General features: G+C 72.1%; 16 protein-coding genes and 2 pseudogenes. 8 read left to right on the forward strand and 10 right to left on the reverse strand.

All coding sequences use genetic code 11. The features are described 5' to 3' along the window. The 4 genes and pseudogenes from VLJ82_RS05395 to tkt form a co-directional block, all read right to left on the reverse strand. A pseudogene (locus VLJ82_RS05395) lies at positions 1 to 283 on the reverse strand (glucose-6-phosphate dehydrogenase); the annotation flags it as partial. 66 nt (positions 284 to 349) lie between these two features. Then, on the reverse strand, positions 350 to 1,987 hold the full coding sequence (locus VLJ82_RS05400; RefSeq protein ID WP_408662302.1) for a glucose-6-phosphate isomerase: 1,638 nt from the start codon (positions 1,985 to 1,987) through the stop codon (positions 350 to 352). Continuing rightward, on the reverse strand, positions 1,984 to 3,165 hold the full coding sequence (gene tal / locus VLJ82_RS05405) for a transaldolase (RefSeq protein WP_408662303.1): 1,182 nt from the start codon (positions 3,163 to 3,165) through the stop codon (positions 1,984 to 1,986). Before tal ends, VLJ82_RS05400 begins: the two co-directional genes overlap by 4 nt. A 76-nt stretch (positions 3,166 to 3,241) precedes the next feature. Further along, on the reverse strand, positions 3,242 to 5,362 hold the full coding sequence (gene tkt, locus VLJ82_RS05410) for a transketolase (protein ID WP_408662304.1): 2,121 nt from the start codon (positions 5,360 to 5,362) through the stop codon (positions 3,242 to 3,244). A 250-nt stretch (positions 5,363 to 5,612) separates the two neighbouring features. Between tkt and VLJ82_RS05415 the strand changes: the two genes are divergently transcribed. After that, positions 5,613 to 6,539 carry a heme o synthase gene (locus tag VLJ82_RS05415; RefSeq protein ID WP_408662305.1) on the forward strand — a complete coding sequence of 309 codons (927 nt, stop codon included), beginning with the start codon at positions 5,613 to 5,615 and terminating at the stop codon, positions 6,537 to 6,539. Positions 6,540 to 6,627: 88 nt separating this feature from the next. On the opposite strand, the gene VLJ82_RS05420 is transcribed toward VLJ82_RS05415, so the two are convergent. Beyond that, on the reverse strand, positions 6,628 to 7,383 hold the full coding sequence (locus VLJ82_RS05420; RefSeq protein ID WP_408662306.1) for a DUF2306 domain-containing protein: 756 nt from the start codon (positions 7,381 to 7,383) through the stop codon (positions 6,628 to 6,630). Positions 7,384 to 7,775: 392 nt separating this feature from the next. Between VLJ82_RS05420 and VLJ82_RS05425 the strand changes: the two genes are divergently transcribed. The 3 genes from VLJ82_RS05425 (at position 7,776) to VLJ82_RS05435 (ending at position 12,011) form a co-directional block, all read left to right on the forward strand. Beyond that, entirely contained in the window at positions 7,776 to 8,654 is an 879-nt protein-coding gene (locus VLJ82_RS05425; RefSeq protein WP_408662307.1) for an ATP-grasp domain-containing protein, read from the forward strand. Further along, positions 8,654 to 9,922, forward strand: coding sequence for a DUF445 domain-containing protein (locus VLJ82_RS05430; protein ID WP_408662308.1), 1,269 nt, complete (start codon positions 8,654 to 8,656; stop codon positions 9,920 to 9,922). Before VLJ82_RS05425 ends, VLJ82_RS05430 begins: the two co-directional genes overlap by 1 nt. A 76-nt stretch (positions 9,923 to 9,998) precedes the next feature. Further along, complete coding sequence (locus VLJ82_RS05435) at positions 9,999 to 12,011, forward strand: serine/threonine-protein kinase (RefSeq protein WP_408662309.1); 2,013 nt, start codon at positions 9,999 to 10,001, stop codon at positions 12,009 to 12,011. Positions 12,012 to 12,035: 24 nt separating this feature from the next. Here the strand turns inward: VLJ82_RS05435 and VLJ82_RS05440 are convergent, their stop codons facing one another. From VLJ82_RS05440 to VLJ82_RS05460, 5 genes and pseudogenes are all read right to left on the reverse strand, one after another. Further along, entirely contained in the window at positions 12,036 to 12,998 is a 963-nt protein-coding gene (locus VLJ82_RS05440) for a COX15/CtaA family protein (protein ID WP_408662310.1), read from the reverse strand. Positions 12,999 to 13,811: 813 nt separating this feature from the next. Further along, positions 13,812 to 14,384 (reverse strand): annotated as a pseudogene (locus tag VLJ82_RS05445) (peroxiredoxin); the annotation flags it as partial. Positions 14,385 to 14,409: 25 nt separating this feature from the next. Further along, positions 14,410 to 15,174 carry an ABC transporter permease gene (locus VLJ82_RS05450; RefSeq protein WP_408662311.1) on the reverse strand — a complete coding sequence of 255 codons (765 nt, stop codon included), beginning with the start codon at positions 15,172 to 15,174 and terminating at the stop codon, positions 14,410 to 14,412. After that, entirely contained in the window at positions 15,171 to 16,088 is a 918-nt protein-coding gene (locus tag VLJ82_RS05455) for an ABC transporter ATP-binding protein (protein ID WP_408662312.1), read from the reverse strand. The genes VLJ82_RS05450 and VLJ82_RS05455 overlap by 4 nt, the downstream gene beginning before the upstream one ends. Before the next feature lie 103 nt (positions 16,089 to 16,191). Then, positions 16,192 to 16,866 carry a lysophospholipid acyltransferase family protein gene (locus VLJ82_RS05460; RefSeq protein ID WP_408662313.1) on the reverse strand — a complete coding sequence of 225 codons (675 nt, stop codon included), beginning with the start codon at positions 16,864 to 16,866 and terminating at the stop codon, positions 16,192 to 16,194. Between the two features lie 262 nt (positions 16,867 to 17,128). Between VLJ82_RS05460 and VLJ82_RS05465 the strand changes: the two genes are divergently transcribed. The 4 genes from VLJ82_RS05465 (at position 17,129) to VLJ82_RS05480 (ending at position 20,877) form a co-directional block, all read left to right on the forward strand. After that, positions 17,129 to 17,914 (forward strand): helix-turn-helix transcriptional regulator, encoded by a 786-nt coding sequence (locus VLJ82_RS05465; RefSeq protein ID WP_408662314.1) that lies wholly within the window; start codon positions 17,129 to 17,131, stop codon positions 17,912 to 17,914. Further along, the gene (sufB, locus tag VLJ82_RS05470; protein ID WP_408662315.1) at positions 17,898 to 19,328 is read left to right on the forward strand and encodes a Fe-S cluster assembly protein SufB; all 1,431 of its coding nucleotides are present in this window, start codon (positions 17,898 to 17,900) and stop codon (positions 19,326 to 19,328) included. Before VLJ82_RS05465 ends, sufB begins: the two co-directional genes overlap by 17 nt. A gap of 98 nt (positions 19,329 to 19,426) precedes the next feature. Further along, positions 19,427 to 20,569, forward strand: a complete 1,143-nt coding sequence (gene sufD, locus VLJ82_RS05475; protein ID WP_408662316.1) for a Fe-S cluster assembly protein SufD — start codon at positions 19,427 to 19,429, stop codon at positions 20,567 to 20,569. After that, the gene (locus VLJ82_RS05480; protein ID WP_408662323.1) at positions 20,566 to 20,877 is read left to right on the forward strand and encodes a non-heme iron oxygenase ferredoxin subunit; all 312 of its coding nucleotides are present in this window, start codon (positions 20,566 to 20,568) and stop codon (positions 20,875 to 20,877) included. The genes sufD and VLJ82_RS05480 overlap by 4 nt, the downstream gene beginning before the upstream one ends. Positions 20,878 to 20,913 lie beyond the last annotated feature (36 nt).

Genomic DNA, 20,913 nt, shown 5'->3' on the forward strand with positions numbered 1-20,913 from the left:
CCCACACCTCGTCGTTCCAGTTGGTGCGGGCGTGCTCCTTGGCGGCCTTCTTGGCCAGCGACTCGAAGTCGCCGTCCTCCCAGTCCCGGCGGGCGAAGCCCAGCAGCACGAAGTCGGCCGGCAGCAGGCCGCGGTTGGCCAAGTCGTAGATGGCCGGCAGCAGCTTCTTGCGGGCCAGGTCGCCGGTGACGCCGAAGACCACCAGGGCACACGGCTCCGGCACCCGGGGCAGCCGCCGGTCCCGGGGGTCGCGCAGCGGGTTGGCCCGCGCTGCCGCCGACACCACCGGTCCGTCGCCGGTGCTGATCGCGGGGGACTGGCCCTCAGCAACACTCACGGGGTTCTCCTTCTACAGCGCGTGCAGTAGCTGTTCGATGCCCGCGGCGCGGTCGGTCAGGTGCAGGTGTAGCACCGGACGGCCCTTGTCGGCGAGCACGGTGGCGTCGCCGGCGGCCTGCGCGCGCTGCAACGAGGCGAAGCTGTACGGCCGGTTCGGCACTGCCAGATCCCCGCCGGCGTCCTGCCGCGGGTCGGCGGTGATCTGCAGGAACACTCCGTTGGGATGCCCGCCCTTGTGGTACTGGCCGGTCGAGTGCAGGAACCGCGGACCCCAGCCGAAGGTGGTCTGCAGCCCGGTCCGGGCGGCCACCACCGGGCGCAGGCCGGCCGCCGCGGCGTCGGCGTGCCGGTCCAGGTAGGCCTGGACGCTGACGTAGCCGCGCTCGGGTGCGGCGGCGAAGAACGCCTGCAGCGCGCCGGCCAGGTCGCTCGCCCCGGACAGCTCGAAACCGGTGCCGAACACCTGCACGGCGCCGTCGGTCAGCGCGGGTGAGTCCTGACCGGCCGACTCCGGCGCGTCCAGCAGCGCCCGGGCCTGCTTCTTGGCCTCCTCGACGTTGGGCTGGTCGAACGGGTTGATGCCGATGATCCGGCCGGCGACGGCGGTGGCGTACTCCCAGAGCAGCATCTGCGCGCCCACCGGGCCGCTGACCGTCGCCGCCCAGCCGGACACCGGCCGGTCGGCCCCGCCCTCGCCCAGCGTGACCAGGATCGCGTCCGGGCCGGCGTCGGCGAAGCCGAGCGCCTGCAGGCCCTCCACCACCACCGGCAGCAGGCCGCGGCCGTCCTTGCCGGTGGACTCGGCGATCAGCTGCTCGGCCCAGTCGCCGAAGCCGGCGATGCCCGAGCCGGCGTCGGCGAAGACCACCTTGTCGCAGCCGGCGTTGTGGGCCAGCCCCAGCAGGGCGCCCAGTCGCAGCCCGGGGTTGGTGTCGGCGTCGGTGGCCAGCACCGTGGCGGCCTCGGCCGCGGTGTCCAGCAGCGCGGTCAGGTCCACCCCGGCCAGGCCCGCGGGCACCAGCCCGAACGCGGTCAGCGCGCTGTAGCGGCCGCCCACGTTCGGATCGGCCAGGAACACCTTGCGGTAACCGGCGTCCTCGGCGGTCTGCTGCAGCGGCGAGCCCGGGTCGGTGACCACCACGATCCGGCTGGCCGGGTCGATGCCGGCGTCGGCGAACGCCTTCGCGTAGGCCCGGCGGTGCGAGTCGGTTTCCACGGTGCCGCCGGACTTCGAGGAGACCACCAGTACGGTGCGGTCCAGCGTCTCGGCGATCGCCGCCCGCACCTGGCCGGGGTCGGTGGTGTCCAGGGTGACCAGCTCGACGCCGGCGGTGGCGCACAGCACCTCGGGCGCCAGCGAGCTGCCGCCCATGCCGGCCAGCACCACGTGGTCGACGCCCTCGTCAGCCAGTTCCTTGCGCAGCGCCGAGATCTCGGGGACCAGCGGGCGGGAGGTCTCGGCCAGCGTCACCCAGGACAGCCGCTTGGCGGCCTCGGACTCGGCGTCCGGGCCCCACAGGGTGGCGTCCTGGGCGGTGATCCGGCTGGCGATCCGGTCGGTCAGCAGCTCGGCGAGCGCCGCGGCGTACTGCTGCTCATCCGGGTAGTCCAGCCGCAGGGTGAGCCCGCCGCCGGTGACCTCGGTCATGCCGAGGCACCCGCCTTGTCGGCGTTGCCGGCCTTGCTCGGGTCGCCGTTGGGGGACTTGGCGGCGCCGGCGCTGAGCTGCTTCTGCACGCTCTCGGCCAGGGTGGCCCAGGAGTCCATGAACTTGTCGACGCCCTCGGTCTCCAGCAGCTCGGTGACGTCGTCCAGCTCGATACCGAGCGCGGACAGGTCGCTGACCACCTGGCGGGCCTCGTCGTAGCCGGAGTCGGCGGTCGGGCCGCTGATGGTGCCGTGGTCGGCGACCGCGTTCAGGGTGGCCTCCGGCATGGTGTTGACGGTGTCGCGGGCGACCAGCTGGGTGACGTACATGGTGTCGTCGTAGGTCGGGTCCTTGACGCCGGTGGAGGCCCACAGCGGGCGCTGCACGTGGGCGCCGGCCGCCGCCAGCTCCTCCCACGCCGGGCCGGTGAACACCTGCTGGAAGGCCTCGTAGGCCAGCCGGGCGTTGGCGATGCCGGCCTTGCCGCGCACGGCCTTGGCCTCGTCGGTGCCGATCTTGTCCAGCCGCTTGTCGATCTCGGTGTCCACCCGGGACACGAAGAACGAGGCGACCGACCGGATGGTGGCGAGGTCGATGCCGGCCTCCCGGGCCTGCCGCAGGCCCTCCAGGTAGGCCTCCATCACCTTGCGGTAGCGCTCGATCGAGAAGATCAGGGTGACGTTGACGCTGATGCCGGCCGCGGTGGCCGCGGTGATGGACGGCAGCCCGGCCTGGGTGGCCGGGATCTTGATCATCACGTTCGGCCGGTCCACCAGCCACCACAGCGCGCTGGCCTCGGCGGTGGTCTTGTCGCTGTCGTGGGCGATCCGCGGGTCCACCTCGATCGAGACCCGGCCGTTCTCGCCGTCGGTGGCGTCATAGACCGGGCGGAGCACGTCGCAGGCCCACCGGATGTCGTAGGCGGTCAGCAGCCGGACGGCCTCCTCCAGGGCCACCTCGCGCACCGCCAGGTCGTGCACCTGCTCGGCGTAGCAGGAGTCGCCGTCGGCGGCGCCCTCCATCGCCTTCTGGAAGATCGAGGGGTTGCTGGTCACGCCGACCACGTGCTTGGTGTCGATCAGCTGCTGCAGGTTGCCGCTGACCAGCCGCTCGCGGCTGATGTCGTCGAGCCAGATGGACACGCCTTGCGCCGACAGGTCGGCAAGTGCGTCGCTCATGTTGGGGTCCTCTCTCCGGTGCTCGTTCAACGTTCGCTCGCTCGGCGTTGCCCGATCGGGCGTTTGTTCGGGCCGGCTAGTTGCCGGTGGTGGTGCCGGTGATCTCACCCACCCGTTCCAGGCTGGCGTGGGCGGCGGCGACGACGTTGTCCGGGGTGAAGCCGAACTGCTCGAACAGCACCGTGACGTTGGCGCTGGCCCCGAAGTGGTCGAGCGCCACGATCTCGCCGGCCTCGCCGACGATCTCGCGCCAGCCCATCGGGACGCCAGCCTCGATGCTGACCCGGGCCCGGACCGAGGGCGGCAGCACCCGCTGCTGGTAGGACCGGTCCTGGGCCCGGAACCACTCGATGCACGGCATCGACACCACCCGAGTCGGGGTGCCCTCCGCCTCCAGCCGCTCCCGGGCGGCCAGCGCCAGGCCCACCTCGGAGCCGGTCGCGATCAGGATCACCCGCGGGATCGCCTCGGACGACTCTTCCAGCACGTAGCCGCCCTTGTCGGCGTCGACCACCTTGGCCGCGTCGAGCACCGGCAGCGGTTGCCTGGACAGCGCCAGCCCGGCGGGCCGGTCGGTGTTCTCGAGCACCTGCCGCCAGACCACCGCGGTCTCGTTGGCGTCCGCCGGCCGGACCACGTCCAGGCCGGGGATGGCGCGCAGCGCGGCCAGGTGCTCCACCGGCTGGTGGGTGGGGCCGTCCTCGCCGAGGCCGATCGAGTCGTGCGTCCAGACGTAGATGGTGGGTATCCGCATCAGCGCAGCCAGCCGGACCGGCGGGCGCATGTAGTCGGAGAACACCAGGAAGGTGCCGCCGTAGACCCGGGTGCCGCCGTGCAGCGTGATGCCGTTCATGATCGAGCCCATCGCGTGCTCGCGGATGCCGAAGTGCAGCGTCCGGCCGTACGGGCCGCCCGGCCACTCCTTGGTCTGCCGGTCGGCCGGCACGAAGCTCGGCTCGCCCTCCATGGTGGTGTTGTTGGACTCGGCGAGGTCGGCCGAGCCGCCCCACAGTTCCGGCAGCACCGGCGCCAGGGCGCTGAGCACCTTGCCGGACGCGGCCCGGGTGGCCACCGAGTTCGGCTTGCCGTCCTTCTCGGTGGGGAAGTCGGGCAGCACGTCGGCCCAGCCGGGCGGCAGGCTGCGGGTGACCATCCGGTCGAACAGCTGCTTGCGCTCGGGGTTGTCGGCGGCCCAGGCGTCGAAGGCCGGCTGCCACTCCTCGCGGGCCGCCCGGCCCCGGCTGGCGACCTCGCGGGCGTGCGCCAGCACCGCCGGGTCCACCGCGAAGTGCTCGTCGGGGTTGAAGCCGAGCAGTTCCTTGGTCCGGCGGATCTCGTCCTCGCCGAGCGCGGCGCCGTGCGCCTTGCCGGTGTTCTGCTTGGTGGGCGCCGGCCAGCCGATGATGGTGCGCACCGCGATGATGGAGGGTCGGTCGGTCTCGGCGCGGGCCGCCTCCAGCGCGGCCTCCAGCGCCACCACGTCCTCGCCGGACTCGACGTACTGGGTGTGCCAGCCGTAGGCCTCGTAGCGCTTGAGCACGTCCTCGGAGAACGCCACGTTGGTGTCGTCCTCGATGGAGATGTGGTTGTCGTCGTAGATCAGGGTGAGGTTGCCCAGCTGCTGGTGGCCGGCCAGCGAGCTGGCCTCGCTGGACACGCCCTCCTCCAGGCAGCCGTCGCCGGCGATGACATAGATGTGGTGGTCGAACGGCGACTCGCCGGGCCCGGCGTCCGGGTCGAACAGGCCGCGCTCGCGGCGGGCCGCCATCGCCATGCCGACCGCGTTGCCGACGCCCTGGCCGAGCGGGCCGGTGGTGGTCTCCACGCCGACGGTGTGGCCGTGCTCGGGGTGCCCGGGGGTCAGCGAGCCCCAGGTGCGCAGCGACTTCAGGTCCTCCAGCTCCAGGCCGTAGCCGGACAGGAACAGCTGGATGTAGAGGGTGAGCGAGGAGTGCCCGTTGGACAGCACGAACCGGTCGCGGGCCACCCAGTTCGGATCAGTCGGATCGTGGCGCATCACCCGCTGGAAGAGCAGGTAGGCCAGCGGCGCCAGGCTCATCGCGGTGCCGGGATGGCCGTTGCCGACCTTCTGCACGGCGTCGGCCGCCAGCAGCCGGGCGGTGTCCACCGCGGTGGTGTCCAGATCGGTCCACCAGTCCGGATGAGTCGAAACGATGCCGGGTGCGGTGTCGGTCACGTGCCTCTCCTGCTCTCGAAGGTCGCGGTAGGCCTCATTCAGTTCTGACTGAAGAGCCTAATCGCTTTCAGTGCTCGGCTTACCGGGGGACGGCAGGGCCGCGGAGGCCTGGGTCGCGGGGGCTGCCGGGCGCTGGGGCGAGGCGGCTGCCGGGCTCGCCGGGCCCGCGGATTTCCTGGAGTCGCGAGGTCCGTCAGCGACGCCGGATGCGGTGGCGGCCGTGGGTTCGGCCGGGCGTTACGCTGGGCCGGTGACGCAGACCCCGGTTGCCCGCGCGAATTCGGGGCACCCGGTCACGACCGGCTCGGCGATGACCTCGATACGAGCCTACGTGGCGCTGACCAAGCCACGCATCATCGAGTTGCTGCTGGTCACGACGGTGCCGGCCATGGTGCTGGCGGCCGGCGGGCTGCCGCGCTGGCAGACGGTGCTGGCCACCCTGGTCGGCGGCACCCTGGCCGCCGGGTCGGCCAACGCGCTCAACTGCTACCTCGACCGCGACATCGACGCGCTGATGCGCCGCACCGGGCACCGGCCGTTGCCCGTGCACGACGTCTCGCCCAACGGCGCGCTGGTGTTCGGGTCGGTGCTCGGGGCGCTGGCGGTGGCGCTGATCGGGTTCGCCACCAACCTGCTGGCCGCCGGGCTCACCGCGCTGGCGATCGCGTTCTACGTGCTGGTCTACACCCTGCTGCTCAAACGCCGGACGTCGCAGAACATCGTCTGGGGCGGCGCGGCCGGCTGCATGCCGGTGCTGATCGGCTGGTCGGCGGTCACCGGGTCGCTGGCCTGGGCGCCGCTGGTGCTGTTCGCGGTGGTGTTCTTCTGGACCCCGCCGCACTTCTGGGCGCTGGCGATCCGCTACCGGGACGACTACGCCCGTGCCGGGGTGCCGATGCTGCCGGTGGTCGCCTCGCCGGTGCAGGTGGCCCGCCAGATCGTGGCCTACGCCTGGCTGACGGTGGCCGCCTCGCTGCTGCTGTGGCCGCTGGCCACCGGCTGGGTGTACGGGGTGCTGGCGCTCGGCGCCGGGGCGGCGCTGCTGGCCGAGGCGCACCGGTTGCTGGCCGCCGCCCGGGCCGGCCTGCCCGGCAAGCCGATGCGGCTGTTCCACCTGTCGAACAGCTACCTGGCCTTCGTGTTCCTGGCCGTCGCGGTCGACACCTTCCTGCGCTGAGCCCACTCAGGGACCTGCCCGGAGCACATCGAACGGCCCGGTGGGAATGCCGGGTGGCTTCCCCTGCCGGGCCGTCCAGGATGTGGTGCTAGCGGAGGGCGGGTGCGGGGTAGGTGACCACCTGGCCGCCGGCCCTGCGGATCCGCTTGGCGCGGCTCTCGATCCAGAGGTGGGCGACGAGCAGGTTGAGGATCCAGCCGAACCAGCTGGTGAAGTCCAGCAACACGTAGACGTTGACGTGGGTGGTCAGGCTGGGCCAGGCGGTGAAGGCCTCGACGATGAAGCGCCCCCAGCTGGTGCCGAGTGCCAGGGCGAAGCTGTAGAGCATCCAGCGCTGGTGCTCGGCGTAGCGGTGCTGGCGGGCCCGCACCCAGCCGATAACGGTGGTGGCGATCCAGGCCACGCCCATGCTGCCGAGGCCCATGCTGCCGGCCTGGCCCTGGCGCAGGATGAGCAGTGCGGTGACGCCGAGCAGGGCGGAGGGCAGTGCGCCGGCCAGGATGTAGATCCAGCCGCTGATCCGGTGGGCCTGCGGGTAGTGCCGGCGCAGCCAGGGCCACAGCTGCAGCAGGACGGTGACCATGGCGATGTTGCCGGTGACGACGTGGGCGACCAGGAAGCCGAAGTGCTCGTCGGTGCGGTGCGGGTCGAGGCCGATGCGGGCCTTGCTCTCATCGAAGCTGAGGTAGCGGGGCAGGGCGTAGAGGACGTTGAAGGCCACCACGCCGAACAGGACCACCAGCCACAGATACGGTTGGCGCCAGAACGCCCCGGGCCGGTTCCGGGTGCCGGTCGGTGTCGGGGGGACAGCGGCCGGGGCCGGGTCGATGAGTTCCTGTGTCATGCGGGTTCCTCAGCTGGTAGGTGCGTCGAGCTCACGGTGCGGGGGTGGGGAGCGGGGTGCCGCTCCGCCGGGCGTGCCTGATCCGGGTCCCGGTCGAGCCCGGGACCGTAGCGGGTGGTGGGGAGTGTGATGCGGTTTCCGAGGTGGCGGGCAGGCGGTCCACCGCGCCGGACAGATCCGGCCTCCTGCCGCTCGTCCTACAAGGGGGCGGTCCGTTATGGGATCTACTCTGCGTTGTCTCGACGAGACCCTGGGGGTCCCGTCGGGATGCAACTCTGGCACCCCCCGCCGGGCCGCTCATCTCACTGCGTGCCGGTCTGATCACTGCGTGCTGGTCTGAGCCCTGCGTGCTGGTCTGAGCCCTGCTCGGGGCACCACCTACGATCGACGGGGTGAGCAGTCGCATCGTCCTCGCCACCTGCCTGGACATGCCGACCGGCGACGGGGACGACCTGCCGCTGGCCGAAGCCCTGACCGGGCTCGGCCACCAGGTGAGCATGGTGCCGTGGGACCAGCCCGGCGTCGACTGGGCGGCCTTCGACGCCACGGTGATCCGGGCGACCTGGAACTACACCGCGCGGCACGACGAGTTCTGCGCCTGGGTGGCCTCGGTGCCCCGGCTGTACAACCCGGCCCCGGTGGTGCTGCCCAACACCGACAAGGGCTACCTCGCCGCGCTGGCCGCCGCCGGCCTGCCGGTGGTCGAGACGGCGGTGGTGCCGCCCGGCGCCGAGCCGGAACTGCCGGCCACCGGCGAGTTCGTCCTGAAGCCCTCGCTCGGCGCCGGTTCGCGCGGGGTGGGCCGGTTCGACGCCGCCCGGCCGGGTGCCCACCAGCAGGCCCGCGAGCACGCCCGGCGGCTGCACGCGGCCGGCCGCACGGTGCTGGTGCAGCCCTATGTCGACGCCGTCGACACCGCCGGCGAGACCGCGCTGATCTTCTTCGACGGGGTGTTCAGCCACGCCATCCGCAAGGGCCCGATGCTCGAACCGCACGCCCGGCACCAGGTGAGCGGTGACGCGCTCTACCTCGAGGAGAACATCACGGCGCGCGAGCCGTCCGCCGACGAGCTGGCGGTCGCCGAGCGGGTCCTGGGCCACGCCACCGCGGGCCTCGCCGAGCCGCTGCTCTACGCCCGGATCGACCTGCTGCCCGGCCCGGACGGGCCGGTGCTGGTCGAGCTGGAACTGGTGGAGCCGTCGCTGTTCCTCACCTTCGCCCCCGGAGCCGGCGACCGGCTGGCGGCCGCGGTCAGCGCCCGGGTGGGCTGATGACCGGTCCCGAGATCCCGGTGCTGTCGCTGGCTGGCGACGCCGAGCGGCGGGCCGGCCTGCGCCGGATGAAACTCCTCGCTACCGGCGGCCTGGTGCTGGCCGCCGTGGTGTTCGTGGTCTGCAAGGTGGTGGGGGACGACCACGGCGTCTGGCCGTTCCTGCAGGCGGCCAGCGAGGCGGCCATGGTCGGCGGGCTGGCGGACTGGTTCGCGGTGACGGCGCTGTTCCGGCACCCGCTGGGGCTGCCGATCCCGCACACCGCGATCATCCCGCGCAAGAAGGACCAGATCGGCGAGAGCCTGGGCGAGTTCGTCCAGCAGAACTTCCTCACCCCCGAGGTGGTCGGGCCCCGGCTGCGGGCGGCCCAGGTGCCGCGCCGGATAGGGGAGTGGCTGGCCACCGGCGACCGTCCCGAGAAGCTGTCGCACGAGTTCGGGGTGGCGCTGGCCGGGGCCAACACGGTGCTGGCCGACGAGGACATCCGGCTGGCCATCGAGCGCTTCGCCGACGCCCAGCTGCGCCGGCTGCCGGCCGCTCCGGTGGTGGCCCGGGTGCTGGATCTGGCGGTGGAGGGCAACCAGCACCAGATCCTGATGAACGAGGGCATCCGGGCGCTGATGCGCTTCCTGGACGACAACCGCGACGTCTTTCGCAAGCGGGTGGCCGAGGAGTCACCGGACTGGGTGCCCGAATGGGTGGACGGCAAGGTGTTCAACAAGCTGTTCTCCAGCGTCCAGAACTTCCTGGCCGACGTGGCCGGCGACCCCGGGCACGCGCTGCGCATCGAGTTCGACCAGCGGCTGCGGCTCTACGCCGCCCAGCTGCGCACCGATCCGGAGGCGGCCCGGCACCTGGAGCAGTGGAAGACCGACCTGCTGGACCATCCGGCGGTGCGCAACGCGCTGGCCTCGCTCTGGCTGCCGCTGAAGAAGGCGGTGCTGGACGCCGCCCAGGACCCGGACTCGGAACTGCGCCGGGTCGGCACCTCGATGATCCGGCAGACCGGCATCGCGCTGCGCGACGACGAGAGCCTGCAGGCCAAGTGCGACCGCTGGCTGGTCAGCATCATGAACCACGTGCTGGCGCACTACTCCGGCGAGCTGACCGGGGTGATCACCCACACGGTGGCGCGCTGGGACGCCGAGTCGACGGCGCGCCGGCTGGAGCTGCAGGTGGGCCGGGACCTGCAGTTCATCCGGATCAACGGCACGGTGGTCGGGTCATTGGTCGGATTGGTGATCTATTCCGCCAGCCGATTACTCTGAGTCCAGCTAACCTTGATATCGGAGCGCTGAGCCACCAGCGGGTCCGCTCGTGTGTGGGGGACCTATTTCCGAGGACGTGAGCACCGGTCTGGGCGCCGGTGCCGACCGAGCCGCCGGTACCGATCTCGGCCCGGCTACCGAGGCGTTGCCGGGTCCGGAGCGGTCGGGCCAGCCCGTTCCGCCCCCGCCGATTCCGCCAGCCGGTGCGGCCGTTCCGGCCCCGCCGCCGGCCGAGGCGTCCCCTGCCCTGGCGACCGAGGCCATTCCGGTGCCGTCCCCGCCGCAGCCCGGCCAGCCCGGCTGGACGCTGGGTGGCCGCTACCGGGTCGTCGACCGGATCGGCACCGGCGGCATGGCCGAGGTGTTCCGCGCCCACGACCAGCTGCTGGCCCGCGACGTCGCGGTGAAGGTGTTCCGGACCCACACCGACCCGGACGAGGTCACCGGTGGCGTGCAGCGCCACGAGCTCGAACTGCAGACGCTGGCCCGGCTCAGCCACCCCAACCTGATCACGCTGTTCGACGGCTCGGTCGGGACGGACGGCGAGCCGGCCTTCCTGGTGATGGAGCTGATCAACGGCCCGAGCCTGGCCGCCCAGATCGCCCAGGCGCCGCTGACCGAGCCGGTGGCCCGCGAGATCGCCGCCCAGATCGCCGCGGCATTGGCCTACGTGCACTCCCAGCACATGGTGCACCGCGACATCAAGCCCGCCAACATCCTGATCGGCTCCGACGGCGTTGCCGGCGAGGCCACCGGCAACCCGATCCGGGCGCGGCTGTCGGACTTCGGCATCGTCCGGCTGCTGGGCAGCGAACACCTCACCAGTGCCGACCTGATGGTGGGCACTGCCTCCTACCTGGCCCCCGAGCAGGCCCGCGGTGCCGAGGTCGGCCCGCCGGCCGACGTCTACGCGCTCGGGCTGGTGCTGATCGAGGCGCTCACCGGCAAGCGGTCCTACGAAGGACCGGCGCTGGAGGCCGTGCTGGCCCGGCTGGAGCGCTCGCCGGAGATCCCGGCCGACCTGCCTCCGCCCTGGCCGGCGTTGCTGCAGGCGATGACCGCGATGGACCCGGAGTCCCGGCCGACCGCGGCCGAGGTGTCCCGGACGCTGCGCGACGGCGGGACGGCCCCGGTGCTGCCAGCGCCCGGCTCCGCGGTGCTGGCCGGGGACGCGGTGCTGGCCGGCGGTGCGCCACTGGCCGCGGCGGCCGGGATGGCCGCGGCGAACACCGACGCCGGCTCGTCCGGTGCCGCGCCGTCCGACCCCGCGCTGGCGGCGTTCGCGGCCGGCCTGCCCGCGGCCGACCCGGGCCTGTCGATCGTCGGGGGTACCGGCCCGGTGGTCCCCGGCTTCGCCGACCCGGCCGAGCCCGTCGGGTTCGCCAGCGCGGCTGGATCTGCCGGCCCGGCTGGATTCTCCGGCCCCGCTGGGTTCGCCGGCCCGGCGGATTCGCCCGCCGAGGTTCACCCGGAGCTGGCCACCGCCTTCATCGCGACCAACCTGCCGCCGATGCCGCCGCCGGTCGACGACGAACCCGCCCCGGCCGAGGAACCGCCGCTGGCCCGGGCCGCCCGCGCCAGCCGGGGGCCGCTGATCGGTTCGCTGGTCGCCGGGGCGGCGCTGCTCGCCGCGCTGACCGCCGGCGGCCTGATGCTGGTGCACGACCCATCGTCGAACAGTCCGACGCTGCCCGGGCAGGCGGTATCCACCGGTGCCAGCCGGCAGCCGGCCTCGGCCACGCCGACACGCTCGGCCACCTCGGTGGCCCCGATCGGCTCGGTGCCGACCACGCGGGCTGGAACCAGCACGGCGCCCTCCACCAGTTCCAGCGCGTCGAGCAGCACCCCGGCCAGCAGCAGCGCGGCGTCCAGCAGCGCGCCGGCCACGTCCAAGGCTCAGCCGTCCAGCAGCGCGCCCAGGACGAGCAGCAGCCCGACGACCTCGGCCAGTGCCACCTCGTCCGGCAGCCAGTCGTCCACCACCTCGGCAAGCCCGGCAGGTTCCGGCAGTGGCAGCCCGACCGGCAGCGCATCCCCGGCGAGCGCCAGCGGCTCGGGCTCCGCAGGCTCGCCGCGGCAGCTCGGCTAGCCAGCAACCGCAGGCCCACCTCGGTCAGGGTTGCCGGCCGACCAGTTCCCGGGCCGATGCCGACGTGGCACGCGGGCCGGTCGCCGGGGTGCGGGCCAGCACCGTGAGGGCGGCCAGCCACACCAGGCAGGCGCCGAGCATGTGGAAGCCCACCAGCACCGCCGGCACGTGGCTGAAGTACTGCACGAACCCGATCAGTCCCTGGGCCAGTTCCACGGCGACCAGCAGCCAGCCGGCCCGCCGCAGCCGGGCGGACGCGCCGGCCGCCTGGGTCAGCACCGCGAATCCCAGGCTGATCCCGATCAGCAGCATCACCAGATCGGCGTGCAGCTGGGACACCGCGGCCGGGTCGAACCCGATTCGGTGGGTAGCGCCCTTGTCGCCGGCGTGCGGGCCGCTGCCGGTGACCACGGTGCCGACCGCGAGCACCGCCGCGGTGAGCGCGGTGATCAGCCAGGCCGCGGTGCGCAGCGCGGTCGAGGTGCCGCCCGGCGGGCCGGGGTCGTCGCGCAGCCGCCACCACAGCGCGAAGGCGGCCGCGATGATCAGCATGGACAGACCGAAGTGCGCCGCCACCGTCCACGGGTTGAGGTGGGTCAGCACCGTGATGCCGCCCAGCACCGCCTGCGCCGGGATGCTCGCCGCCACCAGGACCGCCAGCCGAATCTGCCGGCGCGCCAGCACCGCGGCCACCAGGGTCGCCAGCACCAGCAGTCCGAGCACGAAGGTCAGCTGCCGGTTGGCGAACTCGATCACACCGTGCGCGGCGTACTCGCGCGTCGGGGTCAGCGAGGCGTCGGTGCACGACGGCCAGGTGGGGCAGCCCAGGCCCGACCCGGTCAGCCGGACCGCGCCGCCGGTCACCACGATCGCCACGTTGGCGACCAGGGTGGCCAGCGCGAGCCGGCGCAGCACGGCCGGCCGGCGCGCCCAGCCGGCGGCCGGGGGCCGGTCCGCAGCGGTCCTCGGCGGGTTCTGCACAGCCACGCCGTCGAGGGTAATGGGTGCCAAGAAGGACTAGCGCATCAGCAATTCACGATGCTTGACTCGTCGCTCATCCCGGTCCCGTTGAGGTTGACGTAGAGAGACGTGTGGACGACCGTGCCAGCGCAGGCAATCGAACCCCACGTAATAGTGCATGCACCGGAGCACGTGTTGGACCAGGGACTCCCGAGCGTCGTTCCGAGGTAGTTGACGAGGCGGATCGTGAAGCTGCCCCCACACGGCAGGTATCCCCTCGCGGTTCCGTACCCTCCGCTGACCGCGGGTGGTCGTGCTTCCGGCAGGCAGCCGGTGGCTTCGGCCGAGGTGGCTGTGCCTGTGAAAATCACCGAAGCCGCCGCCGCAATCACCGTTGCAGTGAGGGCCTTCAACCGAGGTGACGATAGGCGGAATGCAGACATCAGGCCTCCATTAAATGGGGCAAATCATAGGATTATTATCGAAGCATCGATTTACCTCTGCTGCAATCCTCACCGGTAACAATCGAGATAAGGGCAACTCAGTCCTGCACCGTCGGAGGCATGTGCGCCTCTCATAGCCGGCTCTTGCGAAGGGTTGTCGGCAGAGCAGCGGGAGCGGTATTCACACCGCGCTCGGCGATGCATCACGGAACCAGGCACCGACCGTAGGGCGGTCGCGATCTCCCACGGTGCACAACGCACCTATTACATGAGAATCGCCGGGAACCAAGCCGGTTACCTGCAATCGGGCAGAATCTGCTGAGGCACACGGCGACATGTACGAGCTACCTCCCGACACCCCTGTGAGCAGGCCGGCCGGGCACTGACTGCGACTGCGTTAGACCGGCGGGTTCGCCCGCAGCCAGGCCAGCACCTGCCGGGCATGGGTGTTCGGCGGAAAGACCGGGTAGAAGGCGTGCTCGATACGGCCGGCACGCACCACCAGGGTGAGCCGGGCGTACAGCCGGTCGTGCCCGGGAGCTGCGAAGGTCGGCAGGCCGAGGGCATCGGCGAGCGCGAACCCCGGGTCGGACAGCATGGCGAACGGCAGCCGCAGCCGCTCGACCACCTCAGCCTGGTAGTCCGGGTCCTGGCTGGACATGCCCCAGACCTGCTCGGCGCCGGCCGCCCGCAGGTCGGCGTGGTGGTCGCGGAAGTCGCACGCCTCGGTCGAGCAGCCACGGGCGCCGGGGATCTCGTCCCAGCCGGCCGGCAGGTCCACACCAGGGCGTCCGGTGAGCGGGTAGAGGTAGAGGATCGTCCAGCCGGCGCCCAGTGCGGCGAGGTCGACCTGCTGCCCGTCGCTGGCTCGCAGCGTCAGCGATGGCATCGGGGTGCCCGGCAGGTGAGCGGCGGCGCCGTCGTCCTGCGGGACCGGCAGCCCCTCCGGCAAGGTGGTGAAGTCAGTCATGGCAGCCTCCGCTCGCCGACGCTTCTCATTCCCAGCGGAACCAGCGCGCCGCGGCCGGCAGCGCCACCGCCGCCCAGGCCAGCAGGATCAGCGCCGACCTCACCGGCAGGCCGGCGCTGTGCTCCAGCACCTGGTGCAGCCCGTCGGACAGCGCCGCCGACGGCAGCCATTGCAGCAGGTCGGCGGCAGCCTTCGGATAGCGCGACAGCGGGATGGCGATGCCGCCGGCGAACAGCAGCACCAGCCAGGCCAGGTTCGCCGCGGCCAGCGTCACCTCGGCCCGGACGGTGCCGGCCAGCAGCAGCCCGAGCCCGCCGAAGGCGAAGGTGCCGAGCACGATCAGCACCGCCGCCGAGACCGCCCCGCCGCTGGGATGCCAGCCGAGCACCAGTCCGAACAGGCAGATCAGCACCGCCTGCAGCACCTGCAGGATCAGCACCGCGCAGGTCTTGCCCAGCAGCAGCACCCGCCGGGACAGCGCGGTGGCGCCGAGCCGCTTGAGCACCGCGTACTTGCGCTCGAAGCCGGTTCCGATCGCCAGCCCGGTGAAGGAGGCGCTCATCACCGCCAGCGCCAGCACCGAGGGCACCACGAAGTCGATCCGGCGGGGCACGTCCAGCGAGTACAGCAGGGGCAGGTTGAAGAAGAACTCCAGCAGCAGCGGAATGATCAGGGTCAGCCCGACCTGCTCGCCGTTGCGCAGCAGCAGCCGCAGCTCCATCCCCGTCTGGGCAGCCAGCATCCGGCCCGGCGGCGCCGCGGCCGGGGCGGGGGCGAAGCCGGTGATCACCGGCCGGCCCGGGTCAGGTCGAGGAAGACGTCCTCCAGGCTGCGCCGCTCGACGCGCAGCCCCTCGGCGAGCACGTTGCGGGCCGCGCACCAGGAGGTGATGCCCGCCAGCAGCGCCGGGGTCACCTCGCCGGCGACCAAGTAGCTCCCGGCGGCGGTCTCGCTGACCTGCACGCCGGACGGCAGCGCGGCGTGCAGCTCCGCGACCGGCAGCCCGGCGGGGCCGGAGAACCGGACCTGGCCGGCGGAGCCCACCTGGGTGAGCTCGGCCGGGCTGCCCTCGGCGATGATCCGGCCGGCGTGCAGCATCACCACCCGGTCGGCCAGCTGCTCGGCCTCGTCCAGGTAATGGGTGCTCAGCACGATGCTGACCCCGTCGCGGCGCAGCCGGCGGATCAGCTCCCAGGTGGCCCGGCGGGCCTGCGGGTCCATGCCGGTGGTCGGCTCGTCCAGGAACAGCAGCTCCGGACGGGAGATGAGCGCCATCGCCAGCGACAGCCGTTGCTGCTGGCCCCCGGACAGCCGCTTGACCGGGGTGCCGGCCACCTCGGACAGGCCCACCTCCTCCAGCAGGTCGGCGGCGTCCAGCGGGTGCGCGGCGTAGCTGCCGAACAGCCGCAGCAGTTCCAGGGCGCGGGCCCCGGTGTAGCCGCCGACGCCGTCCTGGAGCATCACCCCCACCTTGGGACGCAGCGCGGCCGAATCCCGGGCCGGGTCCAGCCCGAGCACCCGGACCCGCCCGCTGTCGGCGCGCCGGAAGCCCTCGCAGATCTCGATGGTGGTGGTCTTGCCCGCGCCGTTGGTGCCCAGCAGCGCCAGCAGCTCGCCGCGCGGCACGGTCAGCGAGATGCCGTCCACCGCGGTCCGGCCGGCATATCGCTTGACGAGATCGGCGATCTCCACGGCTGCGGGCACCGGTCAAGTCTAGGTAGTCGGCAACCGGCCGGTGTACCGCCTGGCTGCTCCAGCGGCACGCTGGCAGAGGCGGCGGCGCGTTGCCTGAGCTAGGCGGGCGGAGCTAGAAGTCGGCCGCCTTCACCGAGCTGCCGTAGGTGTCGACGTAGTCCTGCCGGGACAGCTTCTGCACCGCCTCCCGGATAGTCTCGGTCACCTCGCGGAGCTTGCGGGACGACCGCTCGTCCTCGGTGCGGCCGGAGAAGTCCAGCGCCGGGCCGTAGTGCACCTCCACCGGCGCCCGGCGCCAGCGCCGCTGGCCCTCGGGCAGCACCAGGTCGGTGCCGATCAGGCCGACCGGCACGACCGGCGCGCCGGAGCGCAGCGCCAGCCGGGCCACGCCGGTGCGGAACTTGTGCAACCGGCCGTCCGGCGACCGGGTGCCCTCCGGGTAGATGCCCAGCGCCTTGTTCTGGGCCAGCAGCTCCACCCCGACCTCGACCGAGAGGGCGGCCGCCCGCGGGTTGTCCCGGTCCACCGGCACCTGGCCCATCTCGCGGAAGGTCCAGGCGGTGATCTTGCCGCGCAGGCCGGGCAGGTTGAAGTACTCGTCCTTGGCGAAGTACAGCACCTGCCGGCGGGCGGTGATCGGAGTGAACACCTCGTCGGCGGCGGACAGGTGGTTGGCGGCGATGATGGCCGGCCCGGTGCGCGGCACGTACTCCTGGCCGCTGGCCTGCGGCTGGAAGTAGGCACGCAGCAGCGGCGAGACGACCAGCTCGGCGGCGCGGTACAGCACCCGCAGAACCTACCGCCTCGGCTCCGCCGCCCGAGCCAGGCCCGGCCAAGCCCGGGCGAGGGGGAATGGTGAGCTATGGCGGGGTCACCATCGAAGCCTCAGATCGTCAGGTGTCAGTGCCACTCGTAGTTGCGCACCGGGGATCACCTCCTGCTCCCCGCCATCGGTTGATCAGCCGAGTATGAGCAACGCCACCGCGACACCTGTGCCCGACAGGCACCCCCGGCTGTGATCGGCTCGGGAAATACGTCATACTTATCTTGTGAAATTCGCAGGCACCGCCGAGGGCACGGTCACCGTGACCGCGCTGGCGCCTGCCGGCTCCGCCGAAGGCCGGACCCGCGACGCGGTGGCCCGGCTGGTGCACGAGTCCGGCCCGCAGACCGCGGCCGCGCTGGCCGAGCGGCTGCAGCTGTCGGCTGCGGCGATCCGCCGGCACCTGGACGCACTGGTGGCCGAGGGCATCCTCGCCGAGGTGCAGCCGCGGGCGTCCAGCCTGCGGCCCCGGGGACGTGGCCGTCCGGCCCGGGCCTACGCGCTCACCGACGCCGGCCGGGCCGGCTTCGGGCACGCCTACGACGACCTGGCCTCCACGGCGCTGCGCTACCTGCGCGACACCGGGGGAGAGGCGGCGGTGACCGCCTTCGCCGAGCACCGGGCCAGCACGCTGGCCAGCCGGATCGGCGCCCAGTGCGCCGGGCCGGAGTTCGCCGCGGCCGACCCGCGCGACAAGGCCCGGCTGGTCGCCGCGGCGCTGTCTGCCGAGGGGTACGCGGCCAAGATGACGCCGGCCGGCCAGGGCAGCCAGATCTGCCAGCACCACTGCCCGGTCGCGCACGTGGCCGCGGAGTTCCCGCAGCTGTGCGAGGCCGAGACCCGGGCGCTGGCCGAGGTGCTGGGCACCAACGTCCAGCGGCTGGCCACCATCGCGCACGGCGACGGTGTCTGCACCACCCACGTTCCATCGGCCGTCTCCGGCGGCCACCCAGCACCAGCACACCCTCCGACCACCCGATCCGGGAGGCAGATAGATGACCACAGCAGCTGAGCGCTTGCTCGCCCAGGGCGAGCAGATCGAGGCGCTGTCGACCTACAAGTTCGGCTGGGCCGACCCGGACCTGGCCGGCTCCACCGCCCGCCGCGGCCTGGACGAAGACGTCGTGCGCAACATCTCGATGCTCAAGAACGAGCCGGCCTGGATGCTGGAGCGCCGGCTCAAGGCGCTGGAGATCTTCCGCAAGAAGCCGATGCCGAACTGGGGCTCGGACCTGTCGGGCATCGACTTCGACAACATCAAGTACTTCGTGCGCTCCACCGAGAAGCAGGCGGCCACCTGGGACGATCTGCCGGCCGACATCAAGAACACCTACGACAAGCTCGGCATCCCGGAGGCGGAGAAGCAGCGGCTGGTCTCCGGCGTCGCCGCGCAGTACGAGTCCGAGGTCGTCTACCACAAGATCCGCGAGGACCTGGAGGGCCAGGGCGTGCTGTTCCTGGACACCGACACCGCGCTGCGCGAGCACGAGGAGCTGTTCAAGGAGTACTTCGGCACCGTCATCCCGTCCGGGGACAACAAGTTCGCCGCGCTCAACACCGCGGTCTGGTCGGGCGGCTCGTTCATCTACGTGCCCAAGGGCGTGCACGTCGACATCCCGCTGCAGGCCTACTTCCGGATCAACACCGAGAACATGGGCCAGTTCGAGCGGACCCTGATGATCATCGACGAGGGCGCCTACGTGCACTACGTCGAGGGCTGCACCGCGCCGATCTACTCCTCGGACTCGCTGCACTCGGCGGTCGTGGAGATCATCGTGAAGAAGGGTGGCCGGTGCCGCTACACCACCATCCAGAACTGGTCGAACAACGTGTACAACCTGGTCACCAAGCGGGCCACCGCGGCCGAGGGCGCGACGATGGAGTGGGTCGACGGCAACATCGGCTCCAAGGTCACCATGAAGTACCCGGCCGTCTGGATGACCGGCGAGCACGCCAAGGGCGAGGTGCTCTCGATCGCCTTCGCCGGCGAGGGCCAGCACCAGGACGCCGGCGCCAAGATGGTGCACGCCGCCCCGCACACCTCCTCGACGATCATCTCCAAGTCGGTGGCCCGCGGCGGTGGCCGCACCTCCTACCGCGGCCTGGTGCAGGTCGAGCCCGGCGCGCATTCCAGCAGGTCCACGGTCAAGTGCGACGCGCTGCTGGTGGACACCATCAGCCGCTCGGACACCTACCCCTACGTCGACGTCCGCGAGGACGACGTGTCGATGGGCCACGAGGCGACCGTGTCCAAGGTCAGCGACGATCAGCTGTTCTACCTGATGAGCCGCGGCCTGTCCGAGGACGAGGCGATGGCGATGATCGTGCGCGGCTTCGTGGAGCCGATCGCCCGGGAGCTGCCGATGGAGTATGCCCTGGAGCTCAACCGGCTCATCGAGCTGCAGATGGAAGGCGCGGTCGGCTAGGTGCCCCACCAGGTTCCCTCGCACCCGACACCAGAAGACCTGTCGGGCAGCGCCCACGCGAACGAGCCACGGCCCCTGCCGCGCGCGAAAGGCACACGATGACGGCTTTGTTGAGCAAGACCGGTTCGCCGGCCGAGCGGTTCACCTCACGCAACCCGGACGACTTCGGCGTGCCCACCGGCCGGGAGGAGGACTGGCGGTTCAGCCCGTTGCGCAAGCTGCGCCCGCTGTTCCAGCCGTTCGTCTCCGACGATTCCTTTCGCTTCGAGACCGAGCTGCCGCCCGGCGTCACGGTGCGGGCGGTGGGCCGCGACCACGAGCTGGTCGGCGCGGCGCTGACCCCGGCCGACCGGGTCAGCGCGCTGGCCGCGGCCAACGTCGCGCAGGTCGCGCTGGTCACGATCCCGGCCGAGGCCGAGCTCGGCGAACCGGTCGTGCTGCGCTCGATCGGCAAGCCGGGATTGAACTACGGCCACTTCGTGATCGACGCGCGGGCGTACAGCTCGGCCACCGTGGTGATGGATCACCTCGGCGCGGCGACCGTGGCCGCCAACGTCGAGGTGCTGGTCGGCGACGGGGCGAACCTCACCCTGGTGAGCGTCCAGGACTGGGACGCCGAGGCCATCCATGTCGCGGCCCATGCCGCCCGGCTGAGCCGGGATGCCCGCTACACCCACATCGCGGTCAACCTCGGCGGCGCCGTGATCCGGCTGAACCCGACGGTCACCTACGCGGGCCCGGGCGCGGCCGCCGAGCTGTACGGCCTGTCCTTTGCAGGCGAGGGCCAGCACCAGGAGTCGCGGCTCTACGTCGACCACTCGGTGCCCCAGTGCAGCTCGCAGGTCGTCTACAAGTCGGTTCTCGACGGCGACACGGCGCGGACGGTATGGATCGGTGACGTCCGGATCAGGCCGGCGGCCCTGGCGACCACGACCTATGAACTCAATCGCAACCTGCTGCTGACCGACGGCGCCCGGGCCGACTCGGTGCCCAACCTCGAGATCGAGACCGGCGAGATCGCCGGCGCCGGCCACGCCAGCGCCACCGGCCGCTTCGACGACCTGCAGCTGTTCTACCTGCAGTCGCGGGGGATTCCCGAGGACGAGGCCCGCCGGCTGGTGGTGCGCGGCTTCTTCGCCGACGTCATCGACCACATCAAGGTGCCCGAGCTGCACGACCGGCTGATGGCCAGCATCGACGCCCGCCTCGGCGGCGCCCCGGCCGGGCTGGAGGAGAGCTGATGGCGACCAGGCTGTGCGCCCTCGCCGAACTCAGCCCCGGCGTCCCGCTGCGGGTCGAACTCGACGAGGTCGAGGTCGCCGTCGTTCGAATCGGTGACGAGGTCTTCGCCGTCGAGGATGTCTGCTCGCACGCCGACTTCCCGCTGTCCGAGGGCGAGGTCGAGGACTGCACCATCGAGTGCGCGCTGCACGGCTCGCGCTTCGACCTGCGCACCGGCAAGCCGACCGGGCCGCCTGCCAACCGGCCGGTGCCGGTCTTCGACACCACGGTCGTCGACGGCGACGTCTACGCCGAGCTCGACACCTGATCCACCTGCCGGCCTGGCCGGCGACCCGCACGACAC

This window comes from Jatrophihabitans sp. (genome assembly GCF_035474675.1).
Lineage (GTDB): Bacteria > Actinomycetota > Actinomycetes > Mycobacteriales > Jatrophihabitantaceae > Jatrophihabitans_A.

What these genes read in the sequence shown, in the direction of transcription:
- VLJ82_RS05400 (WP_408662302.1), bottom strand. Translation starts at nt 1,987, where the DNA reads ATGACCGAGGTCACCGGCGGCGGGCTCACCCTGCGGCTGGACTACCCG.
- tal (WP_408662303.1), bottom strand. Translation starts at nt 3,165, where the DNA reads ATGAGCGACGCACTTGCCGACCTGTCGGCGCAAGGCGTGTCCATCTGG.
- VLJ82_RS05420 (WP_408662306.1), bottom strand. Translation starts at nt 7,383, where the DNA reads ATGACACAGGAACTCATCGACCCGGCCCCGGCCGCTGTCCCCCCGACA.
- VLJ82_RS05430 (WP_408662308.1), top strand. Translation starts at nt 8,654, where the DNA reads ATGACCGGTCCCGAGATCCCGGTGCTGTCGCTGGCTGGCGACGCCGAG.
- sufB (WP_408662315.1), top strand. Translation starts at nt 17,898, where the DNA reads ATGACCACAGCAGCTGAGCGCTTGCTCGCCCAGGGCGAGCAGATCGAG.
- sufD (WP_408662316.1), top strand. Translation starts at nt 19,427, where the DNA reads ATGACGGCTTTGTTGAGCAAGACCGGTTCGCCGGCCGAGCGGTTCACC.